Genomic DNA, 23812 nt, shown 5'->3' with positions numbered 1-23812 from the left:
GCCGCTGAAGGGCCGGCCAGCCTGCGGCTGACCCTGCGCCCGCAAATGCCGAGCGCCGACCTTACGGGGTCGGCGCCACAGCTATGGTGTATGGAACTTGGTTCTAGAACTGCACGGGCACGCGCATCTGCACGCGCACGGGTTGGCCCTTATCGGCGCCGGGGGTCCACGGCTCGGTGCTCTTGATGGCACCTGCCACCTGCTCACCGATGCGGTCGTCCTGCCCCTCAATCACCTTCACATCGCTCAGCGACCCATCCTTCTCCACGATGAAGGTGGTGGTGTAGGAGCCTTTCACCTTGCGGTTGGCCTGTGACTCCACCTTGGTCCTCACATACCGCACCAGCGCCCGCTGGTCGCCGTCCCGGAACTGCGGCATGGTCTGCGCGCGGGTATACACGATGTTGGCCAACGGCTCAGGGTTGTAGATCTTCTCGGCCAAGGGCTGACCCCATGCATCGAATCGCTCCCACACGCCCGCCTTATTGCCATTGATGTATTCGCCCCGGCTCTCCACACGGCCGTTCGGATGGTAGAACACGAAGCTCCCGTGCGGCTGATTCATCGCCGCATCACGGTAGGTGCCCTCCGCCTTCAGCTTGCCATCCACGGTGAAGGTCTTGCCGATGAACAGGTCGCCCTCCCTGCCTGCCGCCTCCCGGTAATAGGCCGCCTTCTTCTTCGCGGTGGGCACCAGCACCTCGCTGAGGTACTGGCGCTGCTCATCGCCGCCGGGCCCCTGTGCGCTGAGCGATGCGAGCGGCGCCGACAGGAACAGGAGCAGGAAGAGGTGCGGGGTTCTCACGGTGCGTTGGCTTGAGGTCTGGCCCCTCCAACGCAATGGCAGCTGCCCGGGTTACAGTCGCACTCACCCCGCCCACCCTTCCCGGTCCAAACTCCGGTACTGGATGGCCTCGGCAAGGTGCTCGGTGCGGATGTCCGGACTGCCCGCCATGTCGGCGATGGTGCGCGCCACTTTCAGGATGCGGTCATAGGCGCGAGCGCTCAGGCCGAGGCGTTCCATGGCCTTCTCAAGCAGAGCCTTGCCGGCGGCATCGATGCGGCAGATCTCGCGGAGCTCCTTGCTGCCCATCTGCGCGTTGCAATGGATCTTCTTTCCCGCGTAGCGTTCCTGCTGCACGCGTCGCGCGGTGATCACGCGCTCGCGCATGTCGGCGCTCCTCTCGCTGGGGCGCTCGGCGCTTAGCTCGCTGAAGGGTACGGGCGTCACCTCGATGTGGATGTCGATGCGGTCGAGCAGCGGTCCGCTCACCTTGTTCAGGTACTTCTGCACCACGCCCGGCGCGCACACGCACTCCTTCTCGGGATGGTTGTAGTAGCCGCAGGGGCACGGGTTCATCGCAGCTACCAGCATGAAGCTGGCCGGATACTCCACCGTGAACTTCGCCCGGCTGATGGTGACCACGCGGTCCTCCAAGGGCTGGCGCAGCACTTCCAGCACCTGCCGCTTGAACTCGGGCAGCTCATCGAGGAAGAGCACGCCATTGTGCGCCAGGCTGATCTCGCCCGGCTGCGGGAAGGAACCGCCGCCCACGAGGGCCACATCGCTGATGGTGTGGTGCGGGCTGCGATACGGGCGCACGCTGAGGAGGCTGTCCTCCTTGCGCAGCTTGCCGGCCACGCTGTGGATCTTGGTGGTCTCCAGCGCCTCGTCGATGGTGAGCGGTGGCAGGATGGTGGGCAGCCGCTTGGCGAGCATCGTCTTGCCCGCGCCCGGCGGACCGATGAGGATGATGTTGTGGCCGCCCGCCGCCGCGATCTCGAAGGCGCGCTTGATGTTCTCCTGCCCTTTCACATCGGCGATGTCCACCGGATAGGTGCGGCTGCTGTTGGCGAACTCCTCCTCGATGTTCACCACGATGGGCTGCAAGCCGCTGCGGCCATGCAACAGATCCACCACTTCGCGCAGATGCTCCACACCGTACACATCCAGGCCGGTGACGATCGCCGCTTCCCTTGCATTGGCAGCCGGCAGGATGATTCCCTTGAAACCGTTCTTCTTCGCTTCGAGCGCGATCGGCAACGCGCCCTTGATCGGACGCACACCGCCATCGAGGCTGAGTTCGCCCATGACGAGATGCGTCTCGAGCAACTCGACGGGTGCTTGGTTGGTGGCGCAGAGCAGCCCTGTGGCCAAGGGCAGGTCGTAAGCCGTGCCCTCCTTGCGGATGTCCGCCGGCGCGAGGTTGATGGTGACGCCCTTGCCGCGCGGGGCATAGAGCCCGTTGTTGCGCAGCGCTGCATCCATGCGCTGCTGGCTCTCCTTCACAGCACTGTCGGGCAGGCCCACGAGCTGGAAGAAGGCGCCGTTCTCCACATTCACCTCGGCGGTGACGATGGTGGCGTTGATGCCGAAGACGGCGGCTCCGTATACCTTGACGAGCATCTCAATACCGGTCCTTGCGCGCCGGCTCGGCCAGGTCGCGCTCGATGTGGTCGATGAATGCGTGGATGACCTTGATGTGCACCTCCTGGATGCGGTCGGCGTATCCGTTGTGCGGCACGCGCACCTCCACGGTGCAGAGGTCGGCCAGCTTGCCGCCATCCTTGCCGGTGAGGCCGATCACGTGCATGCCCTTCGCCCGGGCCACCTCGGCGGCGCGGAGCACGTTGGGGCTGTTGCCGCTGGTGCTGATGGCGAGCAGCACGTCCCCTTCCCTGCCATGCGCTTGCACGAAGCGCGCGAACACCTGCTCGAAGCCGTGGTCGTTGCCCACGCAGGTGAGGTGGCTGGGATCGCTGATGCTGATGGCGGCGATGGGCGGACGATCGTCGCGGTAGCGGCCGGTGAGCTCCTCGGCGAAGTGCATGGCATCGCACATGCTGCCGCCATTGCCGCAGCTGATCACCTTGGCGCCCTGCTTCAGGCAATAGCTCATGAAGGCAGCGGCTTGCTCCACCGCGGCGATGTTGGCGGGGTCGGCCAGGAAGCGCTGAAGGACTTCAGCGGCCTCGGTGAAGTGCGATCGGACGCGGGCGTCGGTGCTCATTACCGCGAAGATGCGTCAAACATCGTCGCCCCCTTTGTAGCCGAGCCGCTTGCGGTCGTGGGCGGGCTTGGCCATGAGCTGCTTCACGGCGGCGAAGAGCTCGGCCAAGGCATCCTCGCTGGTGGTTTGCCGCTCTTCCATCTGCGCCATTCGCCGCTGCAGGTCCTGATCGCTCTGCAGCAATCGGCTCAGGCGCACGAAGACCCGGACGATTCGGATGTTCACGGCGATCGCGCGCTCGCTATTGAGCACGCTGGAGAGCATCAGCACACCGTGCTCGCTGAAGGCAAAGGGCGGTCGGCGCCGGCCTCCCCATTCACTTGACATCGCAAATTGCGATGTCAAGTTGGACCACTCTTCGGTGGTCAGGGCGAACATGAAGTCCTCAGGGAACCGTGTCATGTTCCGTTTCACGGCTTCGTTCAGGCGGTAGGTAGGCACACCATACAGCGCCGCCAGGTCATGCGCCAGTATCACCTTCTGTCCGCGTATCCAGTGGATCTGCGCGGCGATGGCTTCATCCGGTACATCCAGTTCTTCCTTCATGGCCTCCCATCTTGACGGATATTTCGTCAAGGCACGGACGCTCAATATGGCAAGCGACAGCCGAAGAACCAAGCACCCTTCAACGAACGACGAACCTACCTCCCCGCCTGCTGCCCCAGCACCTGCATGCCCTGCACACCGCGCTCCAGGAAGGCCTTGTAGTCCTCCACCGCCGGGGTGTAGCCTACGGGGTCGGTGAGCAGCTTGCCGTCGGGGCTCAGCAGCGCGTAGAGCGGCTGCGTGGCGCTCTTGAAGGTCTCGGTCTGCAGGGTGGCCCATTTGTTCCCCACGGTGAGGATGGGCTTCTTGGTGCCGTTGCTGGTCTCGTAGATGAACTGCTCCTCCTTGGGCAGCTCGGCCTTCGCATCCACGTAAAGCGATACCAGCACATACTGGTCATTGATCAGGCGGTTGATCTCGGGCACCGGCCACACATAGTCCTCCATCTTGCGGCAGTTGGCGCAGCCGTAGCCGGTGAAGTCGATGAGCAGGGGCTTCCCGCTGCGCCTGGCCTCGGCCATGCCGCTCTCCAGGTCGTGGAAGCAGGTGAGACCCGCCGGGCATTCGGTGGGATAGATCCAGCTGTAGCCGGGCGATGGCGAGATGCCGCTGAGCAGGCCCACGGGCGCCCAGGTTTGCGCCTTGTCGTCGTAGCGGAAGCCCATGGCCATGTAGGCGGTGAAGAGGCCGAAGGCGGTGATGAAGAAGATGCGCATGGGCGTGTAGCGCTTCACCGGGCTGTCGTGCGGGAAGCGGATCCGGCCGAAGAGGTAGAGCACGATGCCGATGCCGCAGATGACCCAGATGGCGAGGAAGAGCTCGTAGGGCACGAGGCCCCACTTCATCACCAGGTCGGCCATGCTGAGGAACTTGAAGGCGAGCGCCACCTCCACGAAGCCGAGCACCACCTTCACGCTGTTGAGCCAGCTGCCGCTGCGGGGCAGGCTGTTGAGCCAGCCGGGAAAGAGGGCGAAGAGGCCGAAGGGCAGCGCCAGCGCGAAACCGAAGCCGCCCATGCCCGCGGTAAGCTGCCACGCGCCGCCATCGGCCGTGAGCGCACCGGCCAGCAGCGAGCCCAGGATGGGACCGGTGCAGCTGAAGGAGACCAGCGCCAGGGTGAGCGCCATGAAGAAGGTGCCGATGAGCCCGCCGAACTTGCTGGCGTTGCTATCCATCTTGTTCACCCAGCTGCTGGGCAGGGTGATCTCGAAGTAGCCGAAGAAGGAGATGGCGAAGACGATGAAGATGACGAAGAAGCCGATGTTCAGCCACGGGTTGGTGCTGATCTCGTTGAAGATCTCCGGATTCACGCTGCCCAGCAGATGGAAGGGCAGGCTGAAGAGCAGGTAGATGAGGAAGATGAAGCCGCCGTAGGTGAGGGCGTTCTTCAATCCCGTGGCGCGGTCCTGGCTGCTCTTGGTGAAGAAGCTCACCGTGAGCGGGATCATCGGGAACACGCAAGGCGTGAGCAGGGCTACGAGCCCGCCGATGAAGCCCAGCATGAAGATCCACAGCAGCGAGCTCTCCTTCTCCTTGCGCGCGCCGGTATCGGGCACCACGGGATTGTCCAGGTCCACGTTCGGCATCCGCAGCTCGGCCGCATCCGTCCGCGTTGCGATGCCGGCGAACTTGGGGTCATTGGGGTCGAAGGAGACCTCGCCGAGCTGGTAGGTGCCCGAAGCCAGCCCGAGGATGAAGTACACCGTGGTGGGCGGCAGGCACATCTCATCGTTGCAGGTCATGTACTCGAAGAAGCCGGTCACGGGCCGCTCCGCATCGGCCGCGGTGATGAGCTGCGTGAAGGTGGCCGACTCCTTGAACTTCTTCACCTCCATGCCGAAGACGGCATCCATGCCTTCGATCACCTTGGCGCCATCCTCCGAGGCCTTCCCCTCCGCTTGCACCCCGCCGGCCGGATCCACTGCGATGGAGGTGGGCCAGGGCCCCATGTCGCCGTAGTTGTTCTGGGAGTAGATGGACCATCCATGCGCGATGGCGGCATTGAACTCCAGCGCCCACTTCCCGGAGCCCATGTCCTTGGCTGCGATGGACCACTTCACAGGGTCGGGATTCCCTTCGGCCCCGGACTGCGCGCGGGCCATGGACCATGGCATGGAAAGGAGCAGGAGCAGGGAGGGCTTCAGCAGTACTCGCATGGTCACATCGATTCCACCCGCAGTTTGAAGGGCACCACGACAGGCGGCAGGCAGGTCCTGTCGTTGCACACCATGTACTCCACCTCGCCCTCCACGTCGAAGGCGCCAGGGCGGAGCGGCTTGATGCGCTGCACGAAAGCGGGTGATCCGCTATGATAGCGCACCATCATCGCGAAATTGGGATCGTACTGCTCCACGGGCTCGGGCTCGACCAGGCCGCCTTCCAGCACAAAAGCCTCGGATGCCTTGAAGCGGATGGCGGTGGCGATGGGACCCTCATCACTGGGGAGCTCCGTGGCATAGATGTGCCAGCCCCCCTCCACTTCCGTCCGCAGGTCGATGCGCACATAGCCGTCACCCGTCGCTGATGCCGCGAACCTCCACTTCACCGGGCCCGTTGGGTCCGACGCGCATAGGATGCCGAGGAGGGAGAACAGGAGCAGCATGACCGGATGCAAAGCTAACCGGGCCGCGCCCTTGCATCAGCCGGGATGATGGCCGGATCCTCGGGATCCTGCTGGGCCGTTAACGATCGTTCACGATGGGAACTCGATGCCGACCACGCGGGAGACGGGGATGGTCATGCCGTACTTCAGGACGATGTTCTGCGGATCGAAGGCCCAGATGGTGGTCTCCACGGCCTTCAGGCCCTCATCGTCCTGGAACAGGATGCGGCACTTGCCGTGCTCGCCATTGCCCAGCCGCGTGGCCTGCTCCATTTTCCGCTGGATGTCCTGATGCTGCTCGGTGCTCAGGGGCAGAGGCTGGCGCGGGAAGCGGAGCGATGGGATGCGCTCCTTGGGGATCATGGTGTGCTGCGGCATGGCTCACCGGGGGTTTAGAAGCGGGAAGTTAATCGCATCCGGCCGCCGTGCAACACCTCGTTGAAAATACGTGGATGCTCAGCCCCTCTGGATGCGCAACACGCGCAGGCTGTGCTCTGTGGCTTGGAAGCCCTCGCCGATGCGGTGCCCCGCTAGCCAGGCCACCTCGCCACCGCTCACCAGCACGTAGGCCAAGTCCTTCAGGTTCCTTGGAACCTTGGCATCGATGAGGATGTCACTGATGAGCTTGCGGCCGCCCAGGCCGGTGGGCCGCATGCGGTCGCCGGGGCGCCAAGGCCGCACTTCAACGGGAAAGTCCAGCCGGTCGGCATCGAGCACGGCCTCATCCATGGAAGCAGGCATTTTGAATGGCTCGCCCTCCGTCAGGACCCAGCGGAAACCGGCACTTGCGCCAACGGGTTGGTGAAGGTCGATGATGAACGCAGGCCGATCGGCCGGGATCCTGGCCACGATCAGGCTTTCGCGGTCCACGATGGCGCGCCAGCCACCCGCGATGAACTCCGCCCCGGTACGCCGTTCCAGGATGGCATCGCGCACCCGATCCAGCATGTCGGGATGGAAACCCAGGTGCCGCAGCAGCTGATGCAGCAGCAAGGTCGGCGTCGGGCTGTTCTCCACTGCGGTGAAGGGGATGCGGAGCTCCCGTTCCGGCGTGAGGCTGAGCGGCTCGGCGCTGCGCACCAGCTCGCCCGCGCGCACCAGCTCGCGCAGCAGACCGGTGCTCCTGGCCATGGACCGCCGGGCACCGGGGCGCATGGCCTCCATCAAGGGCAACAGCTCGTGCCGTACGCGGTTGCGTAGGTACTTCGCATCGGTGTTGCTGCTGTCCTCACGGAAAGGGATGGCATGCTCCGTTGCGTACGCTTCGATCGTGGCGCGATCAACGGCCAGCAATGGACGCACGAACACGCCGCTCACCGGCGGGATGGTGCTCCAGCCGAACACACCCACCCCGCGCATGAGGTGCATGAGCAGGGTCTCCACGGCATCATCGGCATGGTGGGCCAGCACGGTTCTCCAAGGCTGGTCCTTCCAGGCCTCGGCGAAGAAGGCGTAGCGAAGCTCGCGCGCCGCCATCTGGATGGACAGGCCCTTCTCCTTCGCATGCGCGGCCGCATCCACCCTCTTCCATCGGAACGGGATGCCCTCGCGACGGCAATGCTCCTCCACGAAGGCGCGATCGCCCTCGCTCTCGGCGCCGCGCAGGCCATGGTCCACGTGCAGCACGGAGCACGGGTGGCCCATGCATTTCAGCGCATGCAGCAGCACCATGCTGTCGATGCCCCCGCTCACCGCCACGTGCAGGGGCTCGCCCGGCTCCAGCATCCGCTCCCGGCGGATGAAGCGGCGCACCTCATCAAGGAGCTGTGAGCGCATGGGCTATGCTGTTGAGCTTCACCAGGCACTCGTCCCACTCCGCTGAGGGATCGCATTGCGCGGTGAGCGCGCTGCCGGTGGGGATGGAAAGCCTGCTCGAGACTTGGTCAAAGAGCACCGTGCGGATCACCACATTCAGGTCGGCGGTGCCATCGGGCGCGAAGAAGCCCATGGTGCCGCTGTACAATCCGCGTGCTCGCGCCTCTGCGGCATCGATGAGCTGCATGGCGCGGAACTTGGGCGCCCCGGTCATACTGGCCATGGGAAAGGCCGCCTCCACCGCGGTGAAGGGATCCACATCCGTGCGGCGCTCCGCCTCCATCGCGCTCACCAGTTGATGCACCCGGGGATAGGACCGCACGCCGCAAAGCTCCGTTACGCGCACGCTTCCGGGCACCGACACGCGCGCCAAGTCGTTGCGCATGACGTCCACGGCCATGACGTTCTCGCTCCGCTCCTTGGCATCCAGAGCGAGCTCACGGGCAAGGCGCTGGTCCTCTGCCGCGCTCCGGCCACGGGGACGCGTGCCTTTCATCGGCTCGCCGGCCATGCGCCGATCATTCATGGCCAGGAAGCGTTCGGGGCTGGCGCAGAGGGCGAAGCCCGTGCCCATCCGCAGGAAACCTGCGAAAGGCGCATCGGTGTCGGCCAGCAATCGATCGAAGGCCGCGAAGGGATCGAATCCGGGGACCACGGCCTCGTGCGCCGTGCAGAGATTCACCTCATAGATATCGCCGCGCTGGATGGCCGCCATGAGCGCACCCGCCGCATGGAGGTACTCCGCCCGGCTCATGGCCGGGCGCCAGTCGATGGGGACGCGCGCGGCCCCGGCAGCAGGCGGGCCTGCCATGGCGTGCGCCAGTCCGATTCCGGCTGCCGCATCATCCGGATAGGCGTACAGGGTCAAGTCATCGCCCTGCCATTCATATACCCACCGTGGAATGAACCAGTGACTGAGCGGCCAGCCGAACGCATCGTGCAAGCGCGAGCCCAAGGGCTCCAAGCGGTCCTTGTAGCCATAGGCGAGATGGCCCATGAACCAGTCCGTTGAACGGCCCTGCGCATCGAATCGTGGCCGCTCTCCATCCTGTAGCACACCCACCCCCAACACGGCGCGCCCCTGATCGGCCACCCTCCGGAAAAGGAAGGCCTCCTCCTGGCGCAGGGCCTCTGCACGGAAGGGGATGCCGGTCGGCAAGGGAATCCGCTGTCGCACGCAGCCAAGGTATCCATGGCTGAGCCTGGCAGGCGTCAAGCCCGCGGCCGGGGCCGCACACGGGCCTGCGCAGAACGGATGGCGGTGGCCAGGAGAAGGGCGAGGGCCAGCCACGAGGCCGAGCGCCCGATGAGGTCGCCGTGGCGGACGAAGAAGGTGACCTCCTCATTCAGCCGCACGGTGGCCGCGAAGGCGGTCGGCACCCACCAGTCCGTGCCCTGGCGCACGATGCCGCGCTGATCCACCACGCACGATATCCCGGTGTTCGCCGACCGCACCACATCCCTCCGGGTCTCGATGGCGCGCAGGCTGGAGAACGTGAGGTGCTGCCGGTAGCCAGGCGAATCGCCCCACCAGCCGTCGTTGGTCATCACCGCGATGAGGGAGCCGCCGTTGCGCACATGCGCGGCGATGTGCTCGCCGAAGACCGACTCGTAGCAGATGGCCGGCACGATGGCCAGATCGGATGAGGCATCACGCAGCACGCTACGCTCCTCCTGCTGGCCCAGGCTACCCGTGGTGCCCCCCAGATCGAGCGCGAGCGTGCCGAGCGGGCCCAGCACCTCCTCGAATGGCATCAGTTCCACCCCGGCCACCAGCTTGCTCTTGTGGTAGGATTCGATGCCCCCCTGCGCCGGCATCCAGAGCGCGGCATTGTAGGCTTCGTACCAGTAGGGGCTGTCGCCGATGCGCCGCGCGGTGAGCGGTCGATCGCCCTCGCCGCGGAACCACCGGTCGCTGCTCATGCCGCAGAGCACGGCCACACCCGGGTGCTGCTGCTGGAATGCCTGAAGACGCTGCACGGAGCGCGCTGACGGCAGGTCGTTCTCCCAAAGGCCATTGAAGAGGAGTCCGCCCTCCGTCATGTTCACGGTGCCGGTTTCCTGCAGGGCGGTCTCCGGGAACACCACCAGCCGCGTGTTCCCGGTGATGTGCGGCTCCGCAAGCGCCAGCATGCGTTCCAGCTGCTCCAGGGCATCCATTCCCCCGAACTTCTCCCGGTAGGGGTCGATGTTGGGCTGCACCACCACCACCTCCATGGGCCGCCCCTGATCGTGCCTGTACTGGTTGAAGCGGTGGACCGAACCACCGATGGGCAATGAAACGGCGAGGGCCGTTGCGGCACCGAGTGCGAGGGCCATCCGGCGCCGGTGCGGCCATGCCAGCAGCATGGCCTGGAGGGCCAGGCTCACGGCCCACACCCACACCGTGCCGCCGAGCGCACCGGTGTGCTCGTACCACTGCACCCAGGCAGGCTGCGCGGCGAACGCATTGCCCAGGCTGAGCCAGGGCCACTGCAGGTCCCAGTCATGATGGAGGCGCTCGAACGCGAGCCAGAGCACCGGCAGGGCGAGCCGGCCCCAGCGCGCTCCTGCGGTGCGCTTCACCCAGCGGCTCAGCCACCACGGAATCCCCATGAGCAGGGTATTGCCCAGCACGGGTACAGCCACGCTCACCACCTTGGTGACCATGGGCTCGCTCACGGCGAAGAACCACCATGTGGCCAGTGCGTTCCAGATGAAGAAGCCGGGGAGCGCGTACGGGTAGAACGGGATGCGCCGGCCCCCTGCGCGCTGGTCATGGAGGCGCTCCGCATGCAGCAGCGGGAGCCAGGCGATGAAGGCGAGCCAGGTGATCCCGCCCACCGCCGGCCAGGCGAGGGCCCAAAGCAGCCCGCTCAGGGATGACCACAGCAGAATCCGGGCGCGCAGCGACGGCATGGGCGCGAAAGTACCCGGGCCGGGCGAGCAGAGGCCCTACCGCAGCAGGTACATCTTGCCGAAGCCCTTGGTGAAGTACTGGGAGGCCTGTGTCTCGCGCACCTCGATGTCCTCCCCATTGAGGCGGGCCATCACGCGATAGAGGTACACGCCGCGCGCCAGGCGGTCGCCGAACTGGTCCGTGCCGTCCCAGGCGAACTCGGTGATGTTGCGCCCGACATGTATCGGGCCCAGCTCGGCCATGCTCACCTCGCGCACCACCTTGCCGGTAACGGTGAGGATCTGGATCCGCATCTGCGAGGGCGGCTCGGAGCCGGTGAGCGTGAACACGAAGCGCGTGCTCGTGGTGAAGGGGTTCGGGTAGTTGAGCACATCGGTGATGGTGGTCCGATTCACCACCTCGAAGCACACCTTGTAATCGTTGTCGCCGCTCGCGTTGCCGCTGAGGTCCGAGGCTTGCACCGTCAGGCAATACCGGCCGTCCGAATCGAAACGCGGGCTGTAGCGGATGCGGGCGATGTTGTCGGTTCCCGATGCGGGCTGGAAGCGCATGACCTCGTTCCCTGCGCCATCGCGGAAGTGGATGCGCTGCTGCCCGGCGCCGGGGCGCGTGAGGAAGACCTTGAAGCTCGCGGTGTCGGCAGGTGAATCCAGCAGGCGGATCGTGTTCTCGTCATCGAGGCTGATCTCGATCTCGGGCCTCGCCGAAACGATGTCGCCATCGAGGATGAACCGCCCATCGAAGGTCACATCGAGCAGCGGGTTCTCGCGATCCTCATCCACCTCGAAGCGCCATTGGGCGATGTTGTTGAACCGGTACTGCTCTGCCTGGTGGTAGCGGCCGGTGAGGGTATCGACGGGGTTGGCCTCGATCATGAGGGTGTTCCATCCGCCGAAGCCGACCGTGCTGAACCGCACCGTGTCCACCAGCCATGCGCCCGCTGGCAGGGGCGCGTTCAGCCGGTAATGGACGCGGTGCCTCACGTTGGCGCGGTTCACCACCCATGCAGTCAGCAGCAGGCTGTCCATATCGAACGGGCTGATGTTCTGCACGGCTACCGCCACCGCGGCCTGCTGACCCTCGGCATGGCCCTCCAGCCCATTATAGAGGCCCAGGGGCGGATGGATGGCGCATTCGGGAACCGGGCTGAAGAGCAGCTGCCAGCGTTCCAGCTGGGCTGGCACGGCCTCGCCGTTCACGTTGTCCCTGAACTCGCCGCGGATGCGCAGGATGGGGTACTGCTGCGCATCCACCAGGTCACCGAGGTCGGGCAGGGAATCGAGCGGGCTGTGCAGGTCGGCCAGCGGCACCGGCGCGCCGCCGGCCGGGCCGATGCCGAAAAGCTTGATCCGCGTGCTGTCCGTCGGCACTGCAGGTAGCTCGTTCCAGTAGAGCCCGTGCCAGCTCGATGCGGGGCCGGCGTCCATGGTGGTGATGGTGCCCTGGGCGAAGGCGGTGCTCACCCATGCGCTCAGGCTGATCTGGTCGGTGATGGCGGCGCCCACGGTATCGCGGAACGTGGAGGGATCGCCCTGCCTGAAATAGGCGATGTAGGGCACGCTATCAGGCAGGGCGGCGAAGCTGGGGAATCCGATGCTCTCCAGGTAGGGCATCAGGGCCGGATTGCTGGCCGCCATGCCGTCCTTGTCCAGGTAGAGCCAGGTGTACATGAGCACATGATGCCCGGCAGGGATGGCGTTGGGGCCGCTGAGCATGCCCTGCAGCCCGGTGAGCTGCGCAGCCGAGCTGGTGTGGAATCCGAAATAGCCCTCAGGCCGATTACGGCAGCCGCCGGCGTTGTTGTAGTTGCCGAACTGGTTCTCCGGATAGTAGACCTGGCCGGTTGTCGGGTTCACGTAGTAGGTGCCCCAGGGCTCGAAGGAGACCGGATCGACCACCGCCACATGCCATGCCGCGGGTCCGCAGCCGCCATAGTCCTGCGGGCTCAGCTCCATGAACCAGGCCGTTGCGGGGCCGCCCACGTTGCCCAGCACGGTGGCGCGCAGCAAGCGCTGCCCCTCCTCGAAGTCGAAGTCACGTGCCGGCCGGTCGTAGCGGATGCCGGAATAGACGTCGTTCTTGAACTGGAAGTAGTGCGCCTGCCCCCAGCCCCAACGCTGCGGGATGTACTGGAACGAGCGCTCGTACCAGTTGAACTGGCCGTTGCCTGAGGAGGCGCTATCGATGCTGCAGCGCCAGTAGAACACCGTGCTGTCCTGCAGCGCATTCAGCGCGAAGATGGATTGGGGCTGCCAGCTCACCACGCCGCCGGGGGCCTGCAGGGTGTGCGTCTCCCGGATCGGGCTGTTGAAGAGGTCCGTGGTGTCGATCTGGAAGACATACGTCCGCACCGGAGCGAGCGGATCGCCCGTGCTGGCCTTCAGCGTCACCGTGGGCTCGGGCACGATGGCGAAGTCGTAGGGCCAAGCCGGCACGAGGTCGCCGCTGGCGATGAAGAGCGCGGTGCTGGCCGTGTTGTTCGCATCGTCCACCAGCTCATCCACCTGGTCGGGCTCCAGGTCCACGAGGACCTGCAGCTGGTTGGTGCCCTGGCCGCCGCTGAATCCGAGCGTCGGGACCCGGAACACGGCGGTGTCTCGCAGGTCCACATCGCTCAGCGTGGTGAAGTAGCTGACGGGGTTGGCGCCGAGCCCGGGATTCGACCGCTTGAGTTCCACGTTGATGGTGGCGTTCACCGCGCGCCCGATGTTCTCCACGGCCACCTTCACCGTGAAGCTGTCCACATCGGCCGTCACATTGGCCGGCTCGATGAGGATGCGGTCCGCGCTCACCGTGTAATCCGGCTGCCGGTGCGAATTGAGCGTGATCGTGGGGTCGCCCTGCAGCGCGAAGTTCTGCACGTTCCACGCCATGTAGCTGGTGGGCGAGATCACCTGGCAGGTGAGGCCGGCGTGCTTCATGTGCTCGCCTATGCTGCCTCCATGGTTCACGCGGGCGAAGCTGTCGTAGAAGGGCGAGGAGTAATTGAGCAGCCAGCCGGTGAAGCCCTGCTCCGCAGCCGCGATGAAGGCGATGGGGCCCGCATCCGGCATCAGCACCCATCGCTCGCTGGCGCTGGTGGCACCGTTGCCGTGGAAGTTGCCGATGTAGCAGGAGTTGCCCAGGATCACCGGATGCTTGCCGTTCCAGTCGTAGTTCTCGGGCTCGTCGATGGTGATGTCGAAGCTGGCGCTATAGGCATGGGCCAGGAAGGTCATCAGCGTTACACCCTGATCCTCGATGTAATGGCGCACGGAATCGGCGCTGGCCTGCACGATGACATCGCTGCCGAGCTTCTTGAAGGTGACCACGTTACCGCCCAGGTAGGCGGCTGTGTCGGTGGCGATGGCGGCCAGGCTGCCCAGCCAACCGGCCATGTTGTTCACCTCCTGCGGGCTGAATCCTCCGGCGAAATGCAGGATGTTCTTCTGCCAGATGGCCGGCGGCTGTGCCTCGGTGGCCTGCACCTTGGCCAGGTAGGCGAGCACTTCGGCGTTGGTATTGGCGCTGAGCCGGCCCACGGGGATGTCCATGCGCCGGGTATCGAGCTCCAGGCCTGTGGTGAAGGCCTGATCGCTGCTGGGATACCCGTAGCTGGGCACCAGGCACCGTGCGCGGGCGCCGCCGGCATCGGGGTTGATGCTCGGCAGCCCCGAGAAGAAGGCCGACCAGGTGTTCACCGACTTCCCGATGAGGAAGAGCGCACGCGGCCGAGTGCTCCATTGCTGGATGAGGTACCGGCAGAAGGCACGGATGGCATAGGCCTGCTTGGGGATGCCGCCGCCGAACTGGTCGTAGAGCTCATCCACATCGGCCACCAGCGTGTTGTAGCGGTTGGGGCTCTGGTTCTCGCGGTAGTTGGCATAGAGGGCTGCGCTGCTCATCAGGCTGGCGTGCGTGACGATGAGCATCGCCGAGTCGATGTCCATGGCGGCGAAGTCCGTGAAGTAGCCGGAGGGGGTCACCGGCCGCAGCCCGGTGATCGGCTGCACCGTCTCCTGGCCGAAGACGACGACCGGTGTGAGGCCCTGGGCCAAGGCCGCCGGGAAGAGGAACTGCCACGCGCTGCCGTTGAAGGTGCCGGCCACCCGCCGCACACTGTCGCCGTAAGCGTAGATGACCGGCGTGCCCACGAAGGCCGACACATCGAGGCGCACCATGGGGTCGGCGCTGCCGGGCACCTCCATGCGCAGCGGCCCGCCTCCACCGATGGCCAGCGACCGTGGATAGCGGATGCGCACGTTGCTCACCACCTGCCAGTCGAGGTAATTGGGCAGCCCCGCGCCTACCTGGCCCGGCCCATCCAGATCGTGCGGTGCGTTGTAGCGGATGGTGGTGGCGGGCCCCATCACCGACACCGGTATGTCGAAGATGCCACGGATGGTGCGGGCGCCGCTGTAGATGGTATCGCGGCCCACGGTATTGAGCGCAGGCCCATAGAGCCACCGCGTATGGTGGTTGAAGAGGGAGCTGTTGCCGGGGTTGTTCTGCGCCGCCACGGTGGCGGTCACCGTGGCGTCCGGTGCATCGGGGCCGGGATACACGCCCGGGGTGACCACCACGGCATCCTGGATGTCGAGCAGATTGGTACTCCCATCGTTGTAGAGCGGCAGCCCGCCGAAGCCCTCGCTCTCGAGCATGGGGCTGAGGCTGGTGCCGATGCCGATCTGCTGCAGCGTGGGCTCCAGCAGCCCCGCCCAGTAGATGAGGTTGTAGGTCTGTATGCCCTCGAACCAGGCCCAGGGGCGCGGCGCATGGCTGGCGTAGTCGGCATTGGCATAGGCGCCCATGTGCAGCGCAGGAGCCGTCTCGTCCCACGTGAGGTAGTAGCGCACCGAATCGCCGTAGAGGCTCACGTAGGGATTGGGGTTCGCGTCCGGATAGGGATACATCCGCTTGTCCACCTGGCCGTCGGCCTTGGTGGCATGGAACTCGATGTAGTCGCCCGCGTTGAGCACGCCATCGGACTCGCCATGGACATAGATGGGCACCTGCTGCTCCTTCCCGAAGAGCATCAGGTGCCGGGCATCCACGGTGGCGATGGGGAAGCCGCTCTGCGCCAGCGTGGCCGAATCGATGCGGTACACCCCATCGGCGGCCACCTCGAACTTCCAATAGCGCCTGTCGTGGTCGATCCATTCATTGCCATGCAGCTGGGCCAGCAAGGCCGCGGCATGCGCAAGGGTCACCACCGACAGGAGCAGTCTCTTCATGAGCCGGGCCGCTTGTACAGGTCGAACCGCAGGGAGAAGACGTTGGAGTAGAGGGCCACGCTGTTGTCGCCGATGTCGGTGAGCGCGTAGTCCAGCGAGACGCTCTTGATGCGCAATCCGATGCCGATGTTGGGCTGCACGGTGAGGCGCTTCTCATCCGTGATCTCGGTGACGTACTGGATGTTGCTCATCCCTGCCCGCACGTACACGATACCAGCGTAGCCGAGCTCCAGGCCCAAGCGGGGGTCCACGCTGATGGCGCTGCTCTGGATGAGGGTGTTCCGGCGCCCATCGAAGGTGTTCTCCAGGTCCACCGCGGCGATGAGGTCGAACTTCTTGCCGAACTTGAACTCGCGCGCGGCACCGAGCATCAGGCGCGGCAGGGTCACCTCCACGCTGTTCTGCGGCAGCTCGTTGTTGGTCTGCTCGAACACGTCGATGGTGCGCTGATCAAGGGTGTAGCTCCAGGCGTTGAAGGTGCCGGTGATGTCGCGCGCCACGGCGCTGAAGCGCCAGCGGTCGCGGTGGTAGTGCGCACCGGCATCGAGCCCGAAGCCCCAGGCCTTGCCGAACTCCCCCACGCGGCGATAGATCACCTTGGCATTGCCGCCCACGCGCAGGCCCGGGATGCTGAGCTTGCGCGCGTAGCTGAGGATGAAGGCATGATCGGCGCTGCTGAAGGTGGTGATGCGGTCGTAGTCGATGTTGCCACTGGGATCGATGAGGTCGATGGTGTTGGGGATGTTGTCGATGCCGAATCGGATGAAGCTGAAGCCGATGGTGCTCACCGAATCGATGGGCTTGGCCAGCCCGATGTAATCGTACTTGGCGATGCCGGCGAAGTACTCGCTGTGCATGGCGCCCACCTGAAGGTCGCCTTTCACCCCCAGCAGCCCTGCGGGGTTCCAGTAGCCGCTGGTGACGTCGTTGGTCACCGCCGTGAAGGCATTGCCCATGCCCAAGGCCCTCGCTCCCACCCCGACGGCCAGGAACTCGTTGCTGTACTTGGGCGCATCGGTCTGGGCCCGAGCGGCGGTGGCGCACGCCACCGCAACGGCCAGCAAAAGGCTGCGCATCCCCTTCGTCATCAAGCTCTTCATCTGCTTCGTATTGACGCAGCCATCAACGGACGGTGGCCTGGATCATTGCCCCGAAATTATCCCAACTTCGGCCCCGGCAATGGCCCGGTTCCCCCGCCTCCCCGACCTGCTCACCACGGCGAACCTAGGCTGCGGGGTCGCATCCATCCTAATGGCCTCCCAAGGGCAGCTAACGATCGCGTGTTGGCTGGTGTTCGCCGGAGCGCTGTTCGATGTGTTCGATGGGCTGGCGGCCCGGGCCTTGGGCGGCGGCAGCGAATTGGGCAGGCAGCTCGACAGCCTGGCGGACATGGTGACCTTCGGGGTGGCGCCGGGGTTCATCTCGGCCGTAATCCCGTGGAAGGCGCTCCAGCTCACCCTTGATGCGCATCGAGATTTCGGTCCCTCGACCGTGCGCACCGGCGACCTGTTCGGCGAGCCGCTCTGGGCATCAGCGGCCTGCGCGATGGTCATCGCCATCGCCTCCATGTGGCGACTGGCCCGATTCAACATCGACACCCGGCAGACGAGCGGTTTCCTCGGCCTGGCCACACCCGCGAACGCGCTGCTGTGGGCGGCCTTCGGCAGCATCTCCTGGGGCATCGGGGTCCGATTCGGCCCAGGCGCCAACGAGATGCAGAACCATATCGCCGCCTTCATGGCCAACCCCGTCCATAAGCTCATCCTGAGCGTCGTGCTCGCGGCCCTCATGCTCTCCTCCATCCCGCTCCCCTCCCTGAAGTTCAAGCATATGAGATGGAAAGGCAATGAGGTGGTCTACCTGCTGCTCGGCCTTGGCGCAGGGCTTGTTGTGCTCTACGGCATTCTCGCCGTTCCTTTGATCCTGATCGTGTATCTGCTCAGCCCGCTCTGGGGAAGATCAGTTCACCACAGAGGCACCGAGAACACGGAGAAAATCAAGCTATAGCACCACATGGACGGTCAGCATTCCTCTGTGCCTCTGTGGTGAATCCAAAAGACCATGAAGACCTTCCGCGCCTCCATCGACGTGATGCCCCACGACAACCTGCTGGACCCGCAAGGCAAGGCGGTGACCGGTGCCATGGGCAATCTGGGCCTGCCCGAGATCACCGGCGTGCGCATCGGCAAGCACATCACCCTGCAGGTTGAGGCCGGCGATAAGAAGGCCGCCGAAGCCAAAGTGGAGGAGGCCTGTAAAAAGCTCTTGGCCAACCAGGTGATGGAGAAATTCAGCTTCTCCGTGGAGGAGGCCTGAGCACCGGCCCTCGCACACCGGGCCTAAGTTCGCAACATGGTCCGCACCCACGGGCGGCAGGCCCCCCTGCTGCTCGGCCTCGCTTTCAGCGCGCTCACCCTGGCGCTGCACCTGGCGCCCGTGTGGGTGACCATGCTCAACCGCGGGGCGCAGGACTGGCTGGGCCATCCGCTGCCGCACGACTACCTGGCGCATTGCGTGGCCGAGCACCGCGGGGGCGCCGATCCCGCCTTCGCCCGCCGCCCGCTCACCACGTGGAGCATTGATGCGCTCGCCCTGCTCGGGGTGCCCGTGAACGGGGCTTTCATAGCTGTCGGTCTCACGGGCTTCCTGCTCACGGGGCTGCTCATCCACCGCATCGCGCTGCGGCTGGGCGCCTCCCCTGCTGAAGCACTGTTGTCGCAGGCGCTGTTCCACGCCTCGCCCACCGTGCTCTTCGCATGGTTCAATCCGCTCTACACCTACGATGAGCCGCTGCAGTACCTGGCTCTCTCACTGGGCATCCTTTGGCTGCTCCGCCAGCGGTGGGCCGCCGCTGCGTTGGCGCTTACGGCGGCCCTCATCGCCCGCGAAACCAGCGCGCTCCTGCTCCCTGCGCTGCTCCTGCTGGCGCCGCAGCGGCAGCGAGCGGCCCTGCTGGCGGCGCCTCTGCTGCTTTACGCGGTCTTCCTGCTGCTGCACGGCGATCCGGGCCTCGACGCATGGCCTGGCGACCTGCTGCGCCGTGCTGACTGCCTGGCGCTGAACCTGGGCCCCGCGCGCCTAGGCGAGACCGTGGCCTATCTGGTCCTGGTGCTGGCGCTCCCTACGTACCTGCTCGTGCGGCTTCGCGGGCAGGCGCCGGAGCCGCACAGGCGCCTGGTGACCGGCTTCCTGGTCGCACTGGCGTTGAATACCACCGTGGTCCTCTCCGCTGCGCTGGCGCGCGAGGCCCGGCTGTTCGCACTGCCCTTGCTGCTCGGCTGGCCGCTGCTGGGCGGTGCGCTGCGGGCGGAGCTCCGCCAGGCGGGCGGTTGGCGCGGATTGACGGCCCTGATGCGGAACTACCGCACCGCCGCCGTTCTCGCTGCGCTGCTCCTCCTGGTCTCCTTCGCCGTGTTCAGCCTGTTCGAGCCTTCCACCGGAATCGAAGAGGACAGCCTCTTCCACGAATGGCTAATCGCCGAGCTGGGGTTGATCGCGGCGCTCGTGCTTGCGCGCCGCCGCATGCGCACCACGGCGGCATGACCCCTCAGCGCTTGCGCTTGAGCTCGAAGCTCTTGCCTAGGTAGCGCAGGCGCACCTGCTCATCGCCGGCCAGCTCCTCAGCGGTGCCCTGCCTGAAGATGCTGCCCTCGATGAGCAGGTAGGCACGGTCCGTGATGCTCAGGGTCTCCTGCACGTTGTGGTCGGTGATGAGCACGCCGATGTTGCGCTGCTTGAGCTGCGCCACGATGCTCTGGATGTCCTCCACTGCGATGGGGTCCACGCCCGCGAAGGGCTCATCGAGGAGGATGAAGCGTGGCTCGTTGGCCAGTGCGCGCGCGATCTCGGTGCGCCGGCGCTCGCCGCCGCTGAGCACGTCGCCCATGTTCCTGCGCACGTGCTGCAGGCTGAATTCATCCAGGAGCGTCTCCAGCTTGGCGGCCTGCTCGGCCTTGCTCCGGCCGGTCATCTCCAGGATCGCGCGGATGTTGTCCTCCACGCTCAGCTTGCGGAATACGCTGGCCTCCTGGGGCAGATAGCCGATGCCCAGCTTGGCGCGCTTGTACATCGGCAGCGCGGTGATGTCCGTATCGTCGAGCAGCACCCTGCCGTCATTGGGCTTGATGAGGCCAACGATGGTGTAGAAGGTGGTGGTCTTGCCCGCTCCATTGGGCCCCAGCAGGCCCACGATCTCGCCCTGGCCGACCTCCACGCTCACGCCGCCCACCACGGTGCGGCCCTTGTAGCGCTTCACGATGTTCTCCGTGCGCAGCATCAGAAGGTTACGTTCATCCGCACCCTGAAGGCCCAGGGCTTGGTGTTGGGGTGATCGAGGTAGGACAGGCGGCGCACCATGTCCACGCGCAGCATCTTCAGGATGTTCTCCACCCCCAGGCTGACCTCGGCGAAGGGCCCGCCGCTGAGGTCGTAGGTGAAGGGCAGCAGCACCATCTCCTGCTCGTGCTTGCGGTCGAGCGCGCCGACGACGGCCTTGGCGCCCACCACCTCGCGCCACTTGAGGCGGCGGAAGAGCGGGATGCGGTTGAGGAAGAGGCCGTCGAAATGATGGTCGAGGTAGAGGCTGGCATAGCGGTCGCTCACGAACTCGAAGAAGTTCATGGTATTGAACGCGAGCTCGTCGAAGTAGAAGGTCTCGTTCCCCGCATGCAGGATGAGCAGCGGGTAGGGCAAAGGCTCGCTGTAGAGCTGCCCGGCGGTGACCCAGTAGCGCAGGAAGCCGAAGGTGCCCAGGGGCTGGCGGTGGTAGAGCCGGGCGGTGACCTTGGTGTAGTCGAACTGGCCGTCGATCACGCCCTGAAGGCCCTTGGCCACGCTGAGCTCCAGCGCCGGGTAGCGCGTGCCCAGGCTCACCCGCGTGAAGTCGCCGGCCACGTACTTCTCCTTGTACGCGAAGCGCGTGTAGAGCACGGCCTCGGTGGTGATGAGCTGGCTGATCCGCGCGGTCTTCTCCTCCGCATCGGTGGGCACGATGTACTCCAGGGTGCCGCGGGGCGCCAACCGCCGGTGGCGCAGCATCATCATGCTGCTGAAGCCCATGAACCACTCGCGGTCCAGGTAGGCCTTGTACTCCTCCACCAAGGTGAGCTTGTTGTTCGGCGTGCGCCGGAATGCGCTGGAGAGGATATTGTCCTGGCGGAAGGCATCGGTGCTCTGCCCGAGCTGCTCCAGGTCCTGCTTGTAGTAGAGGCCTGCGATGAGCCGCGGCTCCTTGGTGATGAAGCCCCGGCCGCCCACGCCGTACTTGAACTCCTGGTCGAGCGTTCCATAGGCCAGGTAGCCCTCCATCTCAAAGCGCCGGCTCCACTGGCTGCTGGTGCGCAGCCCGGCGCGGAAGCGATTGCCCTCCACCGGGTTGAAGCTGTAGGTGGTGAAGTAGGGCCCCAGTTCCACATCGCCCAGCGGGTAATAGCCCGTGACCACGGTATTCACGATGTCGATGTAGGTGCGGAACCGCGGGATCGTCTTCATCGTGTCCACCATGTGGTAGATCGCATGCTCCTTCTTCGTGAGCGGCACGTGGCGGTGGGTGTCCCAGTAGTCGGAGCCCAGGCTCAGCGGATCGATGGCCACCACCACCTCTTCGCTGCCGGAATAGAAGGCCTCATCGCGCTCCTGGTTGATGGCGAAGTCGCGGTAGGTGGCCGTCCGGCGGCCGTACAGGCCCTGCACATGGTTCTTGTTCGGCTTGCCGGTGTCCTTGATGACGTTGAGGTCCACCACCAGCTCATCGCGCACGAGCATCCACACCTCGCGGGCCACCTGATCGTACTCCTGGCGCACCAGGAAGCCCTGCACGAAGTTGAGGTTGGCCTTGTCAGGGATGCCCGCCTCGATCCGCCGAACGGCATAGGTGGTGTCGTTCACCCACATGGTGCCCTGGAAGGCGAGCTCCTGCGGCCGCTTGGGCTTGAAATCGAGCCGGTAGCACCAGTGCCTGCCCACATAGGCGCTGTCCGTGAGGTAGTAGTCGTAGTAGCCCTTGCCCCCGTCGGCGATCGGGCTGATGAAGTTGCGACCGAAGATGACCAGGAAGTTCTCGTAGATGTTGACGTTCTGGTACATGTCGCCCATGAACTGGGAGATGCTCTCGTTCTCCACACCGCTCACCTTGGTGCCGCGGATGAACTCCTTGCGCGCCTTGGGCTTCTGGCGGTAGTAGACCTCCGAAAGGCTCTCGGTCATGAAGATGGGCAGGTAGGGCTTCGCATCGGTGCTGTCGATGTTGTCGAAGATGAAGGCGAAGGGCCTGAAGAGCTTCTTCTGGGTGAACTCCTCGGTGATGTTGTTGAGGTCGAACTCCACCTTGTTGTAAGCCTCGTACTGGTAGGCGCTGAGCTTCTCGCGGTTGTTGGCGGGCTTGTGGCGCACCACGCGGCGCAGGATCTCCAGGGCGGGATTCTCGCCCGTGGGGCGCACCTCCACCTCGGCCAGGGCCGTGGCACTGGGCTCGAGCTTCACATCGATCACCTGCGTGCGGTCCTTGCGCACCGCCACCTTGCGCGGCACGTAGCCGATGAAGGAGAAGACCAGGCTGTCGGTGGCGTAGTAGGTATCGATGGCATAGCGGCCATCGATGCCGGTGGTGGTGCCCACCCGGCTGTCGCGGAACACGATGTTCACGGCCGGCAGCGTCTCGCCGGTGGCGGCATCGGTGACCGTGCCTGAGATGCGGGTGCTCTGGGCCGGCGCCACCGCCGCCATGGCGATCGGCAGCAGCAGGAGCAGCGGTCGGAGCAGGGCTCGCATCATGGGCGGGCGGCGTTCGGGAGGGCAGCCGCGCGCGCCTCGCGCAGCATGGCGCGCTCGGTGCGCGCGCTGATCAGGATGCTCGCCTCATAGAGCAGCATGAGCGGGCCGGCCACGATGAGCTGGCTGATGATGTCCGGCGGCGTGAGGATGGCGGCGAGCACCAGGATGCCCACGTAGGAGTGGCGCCTGTACCGCCTCAGCACGGATGGGCCGATGAGGCCCATGCGGCTGAGCACCTGCACCACCAGCGGCATCTCGAAGACCAGGCCCGTCCAGAGCGTAACCTGGGTGACGATCCCGATGAAGCTCTCGAGCGCGAAGTTGTTGGCCACGCTCGGGCTCACCTGGTAGTTGCCGAAGAACTGAACGCTGAGGGGCGACAGCAGGAAGTAGCCGAACAGCACCCCGCAAGCGAAGAGGAAGGAGCCGGCGAGCACGAAGTGGCGCGTGGCCCTCCGCTCCCGCTCGTGCAGCCCCGGCGCGATGAAGCGCCAGAGCTCCCAAAGGATGTAGGGGAAGGCGATGATGATGCCCACCACGAAGGCCACGGTCATGTGGGTCATGAATTGGCCGCTCACGGGCAGGTTCTGCAGGGTGAAGCCCAGTTCACGGATGCAAAGGCCCGGCATACCCAACCATTCGCCGATGCGGCAGAAGCCCCTGTAGGTGACGAACCGCGGATTCCGGGCGGCGAGCACCACATTCTCGAAGACGAATGACTTGAAGACGAAGGCCAGCACGAAGCCGACGGTCACCGCGATTGCGGAGCGCACCAGTGTCCATCGGAGCTCCTCCAGGTGCTCCAGGAATGTCATTTCACTTCCGGTCCGTGCCAATCGTCGGGAACGGGCCGCCTGTGGGCCCCGGCCAAAGATAGCCGCCGCCCATCGGGCGCCCCGGCGCCCGGGCGCGACCACTTATCCACGCCCGACCGACGGAAATCGCGCTTAACGAA

18 protein-coding genes are annotated in these 23812 nt (G+C 65.5%); 3 read left to right on the top strand and 15 right to left on the bottom strand.

Features of this window, described 5'->3' with window-relative positions; translation table 11 throughout:
* Positions 1-103: 103 nt before the first annotated feature.
* The 12 genes from QY325_16280 to QY325_16225 form a co-directional block, all read right to left on the bottom strand.
* The gene (locus tag QY325_16280; GenBank protein ID WKZ66307.1) at positions 104-805 is read right to left on the bottom strand and encodes an energy transducer TonB; all 702 of its coding nucleotides are present in this window, start codon (positions 803-805) and stop codon (positions 104-106) included.
* A 63-nt stretch (positions 806-868) separates the two neighbouring features.
* Positions 869-2407, bottom strand: a complete 1539-nt coding sequence (locus QY325_16275) for a YifB family Mg chelatase-like AAA ATPase (GenBank protein ID WKZ66306.1) — start codon at positions 2405-2407, stop codon at positions 869-871.
* A gap of 1 nt (position 2408) precedes the next feature.
* On the bottom strand, positions 2409-3011 hold the full coding sequence (gene lpcA / locus QY325_16270; protein ID WKZ66305.1) for a D-sedoheptulose 7-phosphate isomerase: 603 nt from the start codon (positions 3009-3011) through the stop codon (positions 2409-2411).
* A gap of 15 nt (positions 3012-3026) precedes the next feature.
* Positions 3027-3557 (bottom strand): ORF6N domain-containing protein, encoded by a 531-nt coding sequence (locus QY325_16265; protein WKZ66304.1) that lies wholly within the window; start codon positions 3555-3557, stop codon positions 3027-3029.
* Between the two features lie 95 nt (positions 3558-3652).
* On the bottom strand, positions 3653-5713 hold the full coding sequence (locus QY325_16260) for a cytochrome c biogenesis protein CcdA (protein ID WKZ66303.1): 2061 nt from the start codon (positions 5711-5713) through the stop codon (positions 3653-3655).
* A 2-nt stretch (positions 5714-5715) separates the two neighbouring features.
* On the bottom strand, positions 5716-6159 hold the full coding sequence (locus QY325_16255) for a protein-disulfide reductase DsbD family protein (GenBank protein ID WKZ66302.1): 444 nt from the start codon (positions 6157-6159) through the stop codon (positions 5716-5718).
* A gap of 90 nt (positions 6160-6249) precedes the next feature.
* Entirely contained in the window at positions 6250-6537 is a 288-nt protein-coding gene (locus tag QY325_16250; protein WKZ66301.1) for a hypothetical protein, read from the bottom strand.
* Positions 6538-6615: 78 nt separating this feature from the next.
* Positions 6616-7935, bottom strand: a complete 1320-nt coding sequence (gene tilS, locus QY325_16245) for a tRNA lysidine(34) synthetase TilS (GenBank protein WKZ66300.1) — start codon at positions 7933-7935, stop codon at positions 6616-6618.
* Positions 7916-9151: an anthranilate synthase component I family protein gene (locus QY325_16240; protein ID WKZ66299.1), complete on the bottom strand. Its 1236-nt coding sequence runs from the start codon at positions 9149-9151 to the stop codon at positions 7916-7918. Before QY325_16240 ends, tilS begins: the two co-directional genes overlap by 20 nt.
* A 35-nt stretch (positions 9152-9186) precedes the next feature.
* Positions 9187-10872, bottom strand: coding sequence for an apolipoprotein N-acyltransferase (lnt, locus tag QY325_16235; protein ID WKZ66298.1), 1686 nt, complete (start codon positions 10870-10872; stop codon positions 9187-9189).
* Between the two features lie 36 nt (positions 10873-10908).
* Complete coding sequence (locus QY325_16230; protein WKZ66297.1) at positions 10909-16086, bottom strand: C25 family cysteine peptidase; 5178 nt, start codon at positions 16084-16086, stop codon at positions 10909-10911.
* Positions 16083-17162: a PorV/PorQ family protein gene (locus QY325_16225; protein ID WKZ66296.1), complete on the bottom strand. Its 1080-nt coding sequence runs from the start codon at positions 17160-17162 to the stop codon at positions 16083-16085. The genes QY325_16230 and QY325_16225 overlap by 4 nt, the downstream gene beginning before the upstream one ends.
* Before the next feature lie 103 nt (positions 17163-17265).
* Here QY325_16225 and QY325_16220 point away from each other — a divergent pair, with 103 nt between their 5' ends.
* Genes QY325_16220 through QY325_16210 form a run of 3 tightly spaced genes read left to right on the top strand, consistent with a single transcriptional unit; the run spans position 17266 to position 19629 of the window.
* Complete coding sequence (locus QY325_16220) at positions 17266-18093, top strand: CDP-alcohol phosphatidyltransferase family protein (GenBank protein WKZ66295.1); 828 nt, start codon at positions 17266-17268, stop codon at positions 18091-18093.
* Between the two features lie 54 nt (positions 18094-18147).
* Positions 18148-18402 carry a phosphoribosylformylglycinamidine synthase subunit PurS gene (gene purS / locus QY325_16215; protein WKZ66294.1) on the top strand — a complete coding sequence of 85 codons (255 nt, stop codon included), beginning with the start codon at positions 18148-18150 and terminating at the stop codon, positions 18400-18402.
* Positions 18403-18438: 36 nt separating this feature from the next.
* Complete coding sequence (locus tag QY325_16210) at positions 18439-19629, top strand: hypothetical protein (GenBank protein ID WKZ66293.1); 1191 nt, start codon at positions 18439-18441, stop codon at positions 19627-19629.
* Positions 19630-19633: 4 nt separating this feature from the next.
* Here the strand turns inward: QY325_16210 and lptB are convergent, their stop codons facing one another.
* The 3 genes from lptB to tatC are packed head-to-tail and all read right to left on the bottom strand — an operon-like array spanning position 19634 to position 23672.
* On the bottom strand, positions 19634-20365 hold the full coding sequence (lptB, locus tag QY325_16205; GenBank protein WKZ68000.1) for an LPS export ABC transporter ATP-binding protein: 732 nt from the start codon (positions 20363-20365) through the stop codon (positions 19634-19636).
* Entirely contained in the window at positions 20362-22857 is a 2496-nt protein-coding gene (locus QY325_16200; protein WKZ66292.1) for a DUF5686 family protein, read from the bottom strand. Before QY325_16200 ends, lptB begins: the two co-directional genes overlap by 4 nt.
* A complete protein-coding gene (gene tatC, locus QY325_16195) occupies positions 22854-23672 on the bottom strand; it encodes a twin-arginine translocase subunit TatC (protein WKZ66291.1) in 819 nt (272 codons plus the stop codon). Before tatC ends, QY325_16200 begins: the two co-directional genes overlap by 4 nt.
* Between the last annotated feature and the right edge of the window lie 140 nt (positions 23673-23812).

The organism is Flavobacteriales bacterium (assembly GCA_030584065.1).
Taxonomy (GTDB): Bacteria; Bacteroidota; Bacteroidia; order Flavobacteriales_F; family PHOS-HE28; genus PHOS-HE28.
The sequence above is the reverse complement of the archived record's forward strand: the minus strand, read 5'-3'. Positions and strand labels throughout refer to the sequence as shown.